The organism is Escherichia sp. KCJ4928, assembly GCF_004352695.1.
GTDB lineage: Bacteria > Pseudomonadota > Gammaproteobacteria > Enterobacterales > Enterobacteriaceae > ECMA0423.
In genome coordinates, this window is record NZ_SJWV01000613.1 from 1 (window position 1) to 430 (window position 430).

At 44.4% G+C, this 430-nt stretch carries 2 protein-coding genes; one reads left to right on the forward strand and one right to left on the reverse strand.

The features are described from left to right. On the reverse strand, positions 1 to 100 hold a 100-nt coding region (locus tag E0D98_RS28295), incomplete at its 3' end, for a hypothetical protein (protein WP_031935566.1). Positions 101 to 117: 17 nt separating this feature from the next. Here E0D98_RS28295 and E0D98_RS25870 point away from each other — a divergent pair. Beyond that, the gene (locus tag E0D98_RS25870) at positions 118 to 309 is read left to right on the forward strand and encodes a YfgG family protein (RefSeq protein WP_000076001.1); all 192 of its coding nucleotides are present in this window, start codon (positions 118 to 120) and stop codon (positions 307 to 309) included. Positions 310 to 430: the final 121 nt, after the last annotated feature.

Genomic DNA, 430 nt, shown 5'->3' on the forward strand with positions numbered 1-430 from the left:
CATTAAAATATGTATCCACTGACGCTTTTTTACATAACGAAGAATTGACCATTTTGTCCTGTTGTGCCTTAATGTAAGTACCGTCCACAGCGTGGGACATACTTCAAGGAACCTTTTGTGAGTCAGGCAACCAGTATGCGAAAACGACACCGATTTAACAGTCGCATGACCCGTATCGTACTGCTCATCAGCTTTATCTTCTTCTTTGGCCGTTTTATCTACTCGTCCGTCGGTGCCTGGCAGCACCATCAGAGCAAAAAAGAAGCTCAGCAATCCACACTCTCCGTCGAATCACCGGTACAACGTTAGCGGTTACCTTCTCCACTTTCACAGAACCTAACGGCACTTCGCTGTCGGATGCTTTTGCTCTTTGGAATTATCAAAGCGGCAGATATTCTTTCATCTTAAATTTTACGTCTTTGTCCTGACT